This is a genomic window from Streptomyces murinus, from assembly GCF_002154555.1.
Lineage (GTDB): Bacteria > Actinomycetota > Actinomycetes > Streptomycetales > Streptomycetaceae > Streptomyces > Streptomyces murinus.
In genome coordinates this window covers 1-7,978 of record NZ_MUNF01000117.1, presented here as the reverse complement: position 1 = coordinate 7,978, position 7,978 = coordinate 1, and the positions used below count along the sequence as shown (strand labels likewise).

8 protein-coding genes and 1 pseudogene are annotated in these 7,978 nt (G+C 73.0%); all 9 read right to left on the bottom strand.

Going from position 1 to position 7,978, the window contains the following annotated elements:
* The coding region (locus CCN72_RS09290; RefSeq protein WP_086807093.1) for an aminotransferase class V-fold PLP-dependent enzyme at nucleotides 1–883 on the bottom strand (883 nt) is incomplete at its 3' end.
* Nucleotides 876–1,721 carry a tryptophan 2,3-dioxygenase family protein gene (locus CCN72_RS09285; protein WP_086807092.1) on the bottom strand — a complete coding sequence of 282 codons (846 nt, stop codon included), beginning with the start codon at nucleotides 1,719–1,721 and terminating at the stop codon, nucleotides 876–878. The genes CCN72_RS09285 and CCN72_RS09290, both read right to left, overlap by 8 nt.
* Before the next feature lie 150 nt (nucleotides 1,722–1,871).
* Nucleotides 1,872–2,285 carry a DUF3151 domain-containing protein gene (locus tag CCN72_RS09280; protein ID WP_037658410.1) on the bottom strand — a complete coding sequence of 138 codons (414 nt, stop codon included), beginning with the start codon at nucleotides 2,283–2,285 and terminating at the stop codon, nucleotides 1,872–1,874.
* Between the two features lie 76 nt (nucleotides 2,286–2,361).
* Nucleotides 2,362–3,822, bottom strand: a complete 1,461-nt coding sequence (locus CCN72_RS09275; RefSeq protein ID WP_086807091.1) for an MFS transporter — start codon at nucleotides 3,820–3,822, stop codon at nucleotides 2,362–2,364.
* A gap of 104 nt (nucleotides 3,823–3,926) precedes the next feature.
* Nucleotides 3,927–4,949, bottom strand: coding sequence for a class II fructose-bisphosphate aldolase (gene fbaA / locus CCN72_RS09270; protein ID WP_085565794.1), 1,023 nt, complete (start codon nucleotides 4,947–4,949; stop codon nucleotides 3,927–3,929).
* 325 nt (nucleotides 4,950–5,274) lie between these two features.
* Nucleotides 5,275–5,823 (bottom strand): orotate phosphoribosyltransferase, encoded by a 549-nt coding sequence (gene pyrE, locus CCN72_RS09265; protein ID WP_037658405.1) that lies wholly within the window; start codon nucleotides 5,821–5,823, stop codon nucleotides 5,275–5,277.
* A gap of 9 nt (nucleotides 5,824–5,832) precedes the next feature.
* On the bottom strand, nucleotides 5,833–6,621 hold the full coding sequence (locus CCN72_RS09260) for an aldose epimerase family protein (RefSeq protein WP_086807090.1): 789 nt from the start codon (nucleotides 6,619–6,621) through the stop codon (nucleotides 5,833–5,835).
* Nucleotides 6,622–6,743: 122 nt separating this feature from the next.
* Nucleotides 6,744–7,553, bottom strand: coding sequence for an SRPBCC family protein (locus CCN72_RS09255; RefSeq protein ID WP_086807089.1), 810 nt, complete (start codon nucleotides 7,551–7,553; stop codon nucleotides 6,744–6,746).
* Nucleotides 7,554–7,611: 58 nt separating this feature from the next.
* Nucleotides 7,612–7,978 (bottom strand): annotated as a pseudogene (locus CCN72_RS38925) (spermidine synthase); the annotation flags it as partial.

Here is a 7,978-nt window from a genome sequence, read left to right as displayed (position 1 = left end):
CGCCCTCCCAGACCTCCAGCGCCGCCTCCAGCGACAGCATGGAGAGGATGTCCGGCGTACCGACACGGCCGCGCACCGCGCCCGGCGCCGGATCATAGGACGGCTTCATCCCGAAGGGCTCGGCATGGGAGTTCCAGCCGGGCAGCGGGGAGTCGAAGCGGGGCTGGAGCTCGCGGCGGACGTACAGGAACGCCGGTGAACCGGGGCCACCGTTCAGGTACTTGTAGGTGCAGCCGACCGCGAGATCGACCCCGTGCGCGTCGAGCCCCACCGGCAGCGCGCCCGCGCTGTGGCACAGGTCCCACACCGCGAGCGCGCCCGCGGCATGGATCGCCGCGGTGAGCGAGGGCAGGTCGTGCAGCCGCCCGGTGCGGTAGTCGACATGGTTGAGCAGCACCGCCGCCGTACGGGGCCCGAGCGCGTCCGGCACCTCGGCGGGCGGCACCGCGCGCAGGGTGTGGCCGGTCAGGCGGGCCGCCGACTCGGCGATATAGCCGTCCGTGGGGAACGTGCCGGCGTCCACCAGGATCTCGGTGCGGTCCTCGCCCGCCATCCGTGCCGCGGCCACGACCGCCTTGAACACATTGACGCTGGTGGAGTCGCCGACCACGACCTGCCCCGGCGCCGCCCCGATCAGCGGAGCGATCCGGTCGCCGATCCGCTCGGGCGCGGTCCACCAGCCGCTCTCCTGCCAGGAGCGGATCCGCAGCTCGCCCCACTCGCGGCGCACGACGTCCGCGATCCGGTCCGGGACATGCGCGGGCAGCGCGCCCAGCGAGTTGCCGTCGAGGTAGACGACGTCGTCGAGGAGGAAGCGGGACCGCACCGGTGCCAGCGCGTCCGCCGCGTCCAGTTCCTTCGCCTGCAAGGTGAGTTCAGACATAGGACCGGGCCGTCCACAGCTCGGGGAACACGTTCTTGCGGGCGCGCTTCTCCAGCCAGGCCACCCCGGCGGAGCCGCCGGTGCCGGTCTTGGAGCCCATCGCGCGGCGGGTGGCGACCAGATGGTCGTTGCGCCAGCGCCACACCAGCTCGGCCACGTCGGTCAACGCCTCGCCGAGACGGACGAGTTCGCCGTCCTGGTCGCCGGAGTAGATCTCCGTCCAGACCTGTTCGACGGCGGGGACGGGCTCATGGCGCTGGGCGACGTCGCGGTCCAGGACCTCGGCCGGGATCGCGTGGCCCCGGCGGGCCAGCAGCCGCAGCACCTCGTCGTAGAGGCTGGGCTCGTGCAGCGCCTTCTCCAGTTCCGCGTGCGCGCGGTGGGCGCCGCGGTGCGGGACGAGCATGGACGCGGACTTCTCGCCGAGCAGGAACTCCAGCCGCCGGTACATCGCCGACTGGAAGCCGGAGCCCTCGCCGAGGGCGGCGCGGTAGGAGTTGAACTGGGCGGGGGTGAGACCGGCGAGCGGGGTCCAGGAGGCGTTCAGGGCCTCCAGCTCGCGCACGGAACGCTTCAGCGCGGCGATCGCCGTGGGGACGTCGTCCGAGCGCAGCGCCTTCGCGGCGGTCTCCCACTCGTGCACGAGCACCGTGAACCACAGCTCCATCACCTGGGTGGTGACCAGGAAGACCATCTCGCCGGGGTCGTCGGAGAGGGTGTGCTGGAGGTGGGTGAGCAGGTCCGCGCGGACGTAGTCCTCGTACGGCGTCGTGCCCGCGAAGTCGAGATGCGGGGTCTCGGGCTCAGCGGCCTCGTGGGGGTGAGCCTGTTGGGACATCGCTGTCTCCTGTTGTTGCTACGGGTAGCGGTCCGCCCCTGCCGATGCCGGCACGGGGGCCCCGGTCCCCACTCGCATCCTCCGCAATCACCCCGGGTACGGCAAGGCCCGCCTGTTGCCAGACGGGCCACACAGGTGACACACCGTGTCTCAGCCGAGGGTCGAGGCCGCGGTCGGCGAGGAGTCCTTCAGGAACTGGGCGCAGCGCTCGTACTCCTCCTGCTCGCCGATGGCCTGGGCGGCGCGGGCGAGGGCGTGCAGGGCGCGCAGGAAGCCGCGGTTGGGCTCGTGCTCCCAGGGAACCGGGCCGTGGCCCTTCCAGCCGCTGCGGCGCAGGGAGTCGAGGCCGCGGTGGTAGCCCGTACGGGCGTAGGCGTACGACTCCACGACGGAGCCGCGCTCGAAGGCGTCGTCGGCGAGCTGCGCCCACGCGAGGGAGGAGGTGGGGTGCTGCGCGGCGACGTCCGCCGGCGCGGTGCCCTGGGCCAGCTGCTCACGGGGTTCCGGGTCATCGGGGAGGTGGGTCGGGGGCGGCCCGCCGAGCAGGTTCTCGTGAATGGTCATGGGTTCAGTCTCGCGTACCGGCGTCCGCGTCCGGGAGAACCCCTGGGGGACGGCGGCGAAAACCCCTGAGGGACGGCTACGGACCGGCCCGCTCCCCCTCCAGCGGCGGCGCCGTCAGCGAGCAGTGTGTATGCCGCTCCGGATGCTGGCATCCCGCTGTCGGACGCCCGGTGACCAGGAAGAACGCGAGGACCGAGCCCAGTACCAGGACGCCCGCGCAGATCGGCATGGCCCGGTCGAAGGAGGCGTCGAAGGCCGACGCGGAGCGGTACGCGTCCGGCCCCATCCCGGCCAGCAGCGGCAGCGCCGCCACCGCCACCAGGCCCGCCGCCCGGGCCGCCGCGTTGTTGATGCCGCTGGCGACGCCCGCGCGGGCGGTGTCGACGGAGGCGAGGACCGTGGCGGTGAGGGGGGCGACGAGGGTGACCATGCCGGCGCCCATGACCAGCAGCGCGGGGAGCACGTCGGTCAGATAGTTCGCCCCCGGCCCGACGCGCAGCATCAGCAGCATCGCGACCGCGCACAGCAGCGGCCCGACGGTGAGCGGCAGCCGCGGGCCCGTGCGGTCGGACAGCGCGCCCGAGGCGGAGGAGAACAGCAGCATCAGGATGGTGGTCGGCAGCAGCGCCGTCCCCGCGACCAGCGGCGACCAGCCGACCGCCACCTGCAACTGGAGCGCGGTGAGGAAGAAGAAGCCGCCGAAGGCCGCGTACACGCACAGCGTGACCAGGTTGACCGCGGTGAACTGCCGTGAGGCGAAGACGTCCGGCGGCAGCATGGGGTCGGGCCGGTGCCGCTCCACGTACACGAACGCGGCCGCCGCGGCGAGGCCCAGCACCGCGCTCACCACCACCGCCGCCGTACCCCCCTGCGCCTCGATGAGCGCGTACGTCAGCAGCGCCAGCGACAGCGCGCCAAGCACCGCGCCGAGGACGTCGAAACGGCCGTGCGCGTTCTCGTCGGCCGACTCCGGGACATGGCGCAGGGCCACCGGCGCGCAGAGCAGGGCGAGCGGCACATTGAGCAGGAACACCCAGCGCCAGCCGGGCCCGGAAACCAGCCAGCCGCCCAGGAAGGGGCCGACCGCCGCGCCGATCCCGCCGAACCCGGACCACAGGCCGACGGCCCGGCTGCGGTCGTCGGGATGGAAGGACGCCTGGATCAGCGCGAGCGAGCCGGGGGTGAGCAGCGCCCCGCCGACGCCCTGGAGGGCGCGCGCCGCGATCAGCAGCACGGAGTTCGGCGCGATGCCGCACAGCAGGGAGGCGGCGGCGAACCAGACCACCCCGAGCACGAAGATCCGCCGGCGGCCGTAGCGGTCGCCGAGGGAGCCGCCGAGCAGGATCAGCCCGGCCAGCGTGACCATGTACGCGTTCACGGTCCATTGCAGGGCGCCGAGGCTCGCGTTCAGATCGCGGCCGATGCGGGGCAGCGCCACATTGACGACGGTCGAGTCCAGCATGGCCATGCTGGAGCCGAGCACCGTGGTGAGCAGGATCCATCTGCCCCGGGACGAGCCGAGCCGGACTTCGGGCATGCCCCACATATACAGCGATACGGCGGACCCGGCGGCTCGAAAAGCCGCCAAGTCCACCGTGGACGCCGTGAGCGCCGTGGACGCCGTGACCGGCGCCCGAGCGCTTACTTGATCTTGTTGCCCGCGGAGCGCAGGTGCTGCGTGGCCTCCACGACGCGCGCGGCCATGCCCGCCTCGGCCAGCTTGCCCCAGGTGCGCGGGTCGTAGGACTTCTTGTCGCCGACCTCGCCGTCGACCTTCAGGACGCCGTCGTAGTGGGCGAACATGTGGCCGGCGACGGGACGGGTGAAGGCGTACTGGGTGTCGGTGTCCAGGTTCATCTTCACCACGCCGTTCTCAAGCGCGGTGCGGATCTCCTCCTCGCTGGAGCCGGAGCCGCCGTGGAAGACGAAGTCGAACGGGGACTCCTTGCCGAACCGCGCGGCCACACCCTCGTTGAGCTCCTTCAGCAGCTCCGGGCGGAGCACGACGTTGCCCGGCTTGTACACGCCGTGCACATTGCCGAAGGACGCGGCCAGCAGATAGCGGCCCTTCTCGCCGAGGCCGAGCGCCTCCGCCGTACGGATCGCGTCGTCGACCGTGGTGTACAGGGAGTCGTTGATCTCGTGCGAGACGCCGTCCTCCTCACCACCGGTCGGGGTGATCTCCACCTCCAGGATGATCCGGGCGGCGCGGGCCTGCTCCAGCAGCTCCTGCGCGATCTCCAGGTTGTCACCGAGGGTCTCGGCGGAGCCGTCCCACATGTGCGACTGGAACAGCGGGGTGAGACCGGCGTCGACGCGCTTCTTGGACAGGGCGATCAGCGGACGGACGTACCCGTCGAGCTTGTCCTTCGGGCAGTGGTCGGTGTGCAGCGCGATGTTGACCGGGTACTTCTCCGCGACGATGTGCGCGAACTCGGCGAGCGCGACCGCGCCGGTCACCATGTCCTTGCTGTACTGGCCGCCGAGGAACTCGGCGCCACCGGTCGAGATCTGGACGATGCCGTCGCTCTCCGCCTCCGCGAAGCCGCGCAGCGCGGCGTGCAGGGTCTGGCTGGAGGTGACGTTGATGGCCGGGTAGGCGAACTTGCCTGCCTTCGCCCGGTCGAGCATCTCGGCGTAGACCTCGGGGGTTGCGATGGGCATCTGTCCGCTCCTTGTGTTGCGGGTGGGTTCTGCGTACGGCCCTGACCCAGGGCCTCTCTTCCGGATCTTGTCGGGATCGCGGGGTCTGGCACGCACATCTGCGGCGTTGTCGTCAATCGCCGACGCTCCGCGTCGACTCCCTCCTCCGCCTTGCAGCTGCACGCACCAGACCCCGCTCAGGTCAGCCGAGAGGGGCCGTTGCCCGCGGCCGACCTGATCCGAAAGAAAGGCCCTAGACCTGGTGGGTGACGTCGTCGTCGGTCCCCCATCCTTCCAGACGGGGGGTGACGCACGTCGCCCCCCAAGTCCAGGTCAAAGGGGCGTGTCAGTCCAGACCCAGTTCATCCTTCGAGAAGGCGAAACGGTACGGCACCCCCGCGCCGGCCTCGATCTTCTCGGCGGCGCCGGTCGCCCGGTCCACGATGGTCGCGACGGCGACGACCTCGGCACCGGCCTCGCGCACCGCCTCCACGGCGGTCAGCGGGGAACCGCCGGTGGTGGAGGTGTCCTCGACCACCACGACCCGGCGGCCCCTGATCTCCGGGCCCTCGACCCTGCGCTGCATCCCGTGCGCCTTGGCGGCCTTGCGGACCACGAAGGCGTCCAGCCGGCGCCCGCGCGCGGCGGCCGCGTGCAGCATGGCGGCCGCGACCGGGTCGGCGCCCATGGTGAGCCCGCCCACCGCGTCGAACTCCAGGTCCTCGGTGAGGTCCAGCAGCACCTGGCCGACCAGCGGGGCGGCCTCGCCGTCCAGGGTCACGCGGCGCAGATCGACGTAGTAGTCGGCCTCCAGACCCGAGGAGAGGGTCACCTTGCCGTGCACCACGGCCTTGTCCTTGATCTGCTGAAGCAGCTCAGCGCGTACGTCGCTCATGCGGCCAGCTTAAAGGCGCCGCCAGCTCCAGGTGGTGGTCGCCTCCAGCGGCTCCAGGGGCGTGACCAGGCGCGGGCAGGTGTTCAGCCCGTTGGGCGGCCCGGTCTGGGGCTCCACGCAGACGGCCTCGTCCTGCTCGTCGTAGACCACCGCCCACTCCTCGCGGCTCGCCACCTTCAGCTCCAGCAGGCCCGGCCAGGTGAGCGTGACGTCGACGCCGCCGGGCATCCCGAAGCAGTCGTCCCAGGGGCCCGGCTTCGGGTCGATCCGGTTGCCGGTGGGCAGATGGTCGGCGCCGCGCTCCTCCTGCCAGCCGGGCGTGAAGTCCAGGGCTACGTCCACACCGTCGAGGGTGCGGTGGAACCAGGGGTGCCAGCCGATCTGCGCCGGGAAGGAGTCGTCGTACGTCTCCACGGCCATCGTCAGCGTCAGGCTGTCCTCGGCGAGCGCGACGATCTGGGTGACGCGGCCGGAGTGCGGCCAGGGGGCGGTCAGCTCGTGTGTGATCACCGCCTCGTGCCCGGTGACGCGCGCGGTGCGCCAGGCGCCGTCGCGGGCCGTGCCGTGGATGGCGTGCGGCGGGGAGTTCAGGGGCAGCTGGCGGACGATGCCGCCGTCCAGGAACCGGCCGTCGCGGATGCGGCCGGCCCAGGGGACCATCGGGAAGCAGCCGAAGCGGTCGCCCTGCCGCAGCAGTTGGGTGCCGCCGATCCTCAGTCCACCGATGCGGCCGCCGTTCCCGGGCCGCACGATCACCTCCGCGTCGCCCGCGGTCAGCGTGATGTCTTCGTTACTCACGGGACGACAGTACTGGGGTGGTGCGGTCGGATGTACGGCTTCGGTGCGCCGGTGGCTGATCGCGCCCGTGCGGCGGAGCCGCGAATCGGACCCGGCTCCGCGCCCCCTCTCGGGGCGTGCGGTCAGCGGCGTCTGCGCAGTGCCCGCCCCACCACGATCGCCGACGCCACCGCCAACGCCGCTGCCGGGGCGGCCCACTTGAGCGCCTGGTTCGCCGAAACGGTCTGCGGGGCGGGTACCGGGGCATAGCGGCCGCGCGGCGGGGCGTGGTCGACCTCCTCCGCGCTGCGGCCGATCATCGTGCGGCGGGCGTGGGCCGCCTCGGCGGGCGGTACGCCGGTGTCGGTGAAGTCGTCCGCGGGGCTCTCCACGCCCTCGGCCGGCTCGCGCGCGCCCTCCTCGGCGCGCGCGTCGTCCGGCTCGGGTTCGAGCGAGGATGGCGGAATCTCGGTGTCGAAAACGGACGCGCGCCCGGCCTCCGGCGCCTCCTCCGCCCCCGTCCCCGGCTCCTCCGCGCGCTCCCCGAGCGCTTCCAGGAACCGGGTCAGCAGCCGGGCCGCGGCCGCGGCGACCGTGTCCGCGGGAAGCTCCGTGATCCGTCCCGAGGCGTCCGCGCCGCCCTCGGCCGTGACCGTCGTACCGCCCTCGGCGTCCGCGAGGCGCAGGGTGAGGGCGAGCTTGACCGCGCCGCCGCCGCGGGCCTCGGTGGCGTCGCCCTCGACGGTGTACGTGCCGTCCTCCCGGGCGAGCACCCGCGCGGTGCCGCGATAGGTGACGGAGTGTCCGCCGACGCGCAGTTTGAGGCGCCCGGCGACGGGTGGGGCGCCGGCGTCCTGCTGGAGCCCGGGGACGGCCCGGGCGACGCGCGCGGGGTCGGCGAGTGCCGTGGCGAGGCGGTCGGCCGGGACCGGGACGAAGACCTGGTGCTCCATGTCGGCTGAGCCTACCCAGGAGCGGGCGGATCGTACCCTCGCCGAAGGGGGCACCTGCTCAGTACCGCGGATGGATCAGGGTGGAGGCGGGCAGCCCCCCGATCCGGATCCGCTCGGCCGCCCGCCGGTCCGCCGCGAGGGCGGCCGGGGTGAGGGTGGCGACGGGGACCGTCGCATCGAGGCGCAGGGGTGGGGACGCGCGGCCCGCGGCGGCGAGCAGGAAGCCCCAGTCGTGCGGGGCCTCGGGCGCGCCCGCCGAGCGGTCGGGGCCCGCCCGGAAGCCGGGGTCGTGGCCGAGGACGCGGTAGGGGGTGGCGGCGAGCCCGGCCGCGCGCAGGGTCGCGGCGACCGTCCAGAAGACACGGGGGCGGGTGGTGACGGACCCGGCGTGCACGACGAGACGGCCGCCGGGCGCGAGCACCCGG

What these genes read in the sequence shown, in the direction of transcription:
- CCN72_RS09285 (WP_086807092.1), bottom strand. Translation starts at nt 1,721, where the DNA reads ATGTCCCAACAGGCTCACCCCCACGAGGCCGCTGAGCCCGAGACCCCG.
- CCN72_RS09280 (WP_037658410.1), bottom strand. Translation starts at nt 2,285, where the DNA reads ATGACCATTCACGAGAACCTGCTCGGCGGGCCGCCCCCGACCCACCTC.
- CCN72_RS09275 (WP_086807091.1), bottom strand. Translation starts at nt 3,822, where the DNA reads ATGCCCGAAGTCCGGCTCGGCTCGTCCCGGGGCAGATGGATCCTGCTC.
- fbaA (WP_085565794.1), bottom strand. Translation starts at nt 4,949, where the DNA reads ATGCCCATCGCAACCCCCGAGGTCTACGCCGAGATGCTCGACCGGGCG.
- pyrE (WP_037658405.1), bottom strand. Translation starts at nt 5,823, where the DNA reads ATGAGCGACGTACGCGCTGAGCTGCTTCAGCAGATCAAGGACAAGGCC.
- CCN72_RS09255 (WP_086807089.1), bottom strand. Translation starts at nt 7,553, where the DNA reads ATGGAGCACCAGGTCTTCGTCCCGGTCCCGGCCGACCGCCTCGCCACG.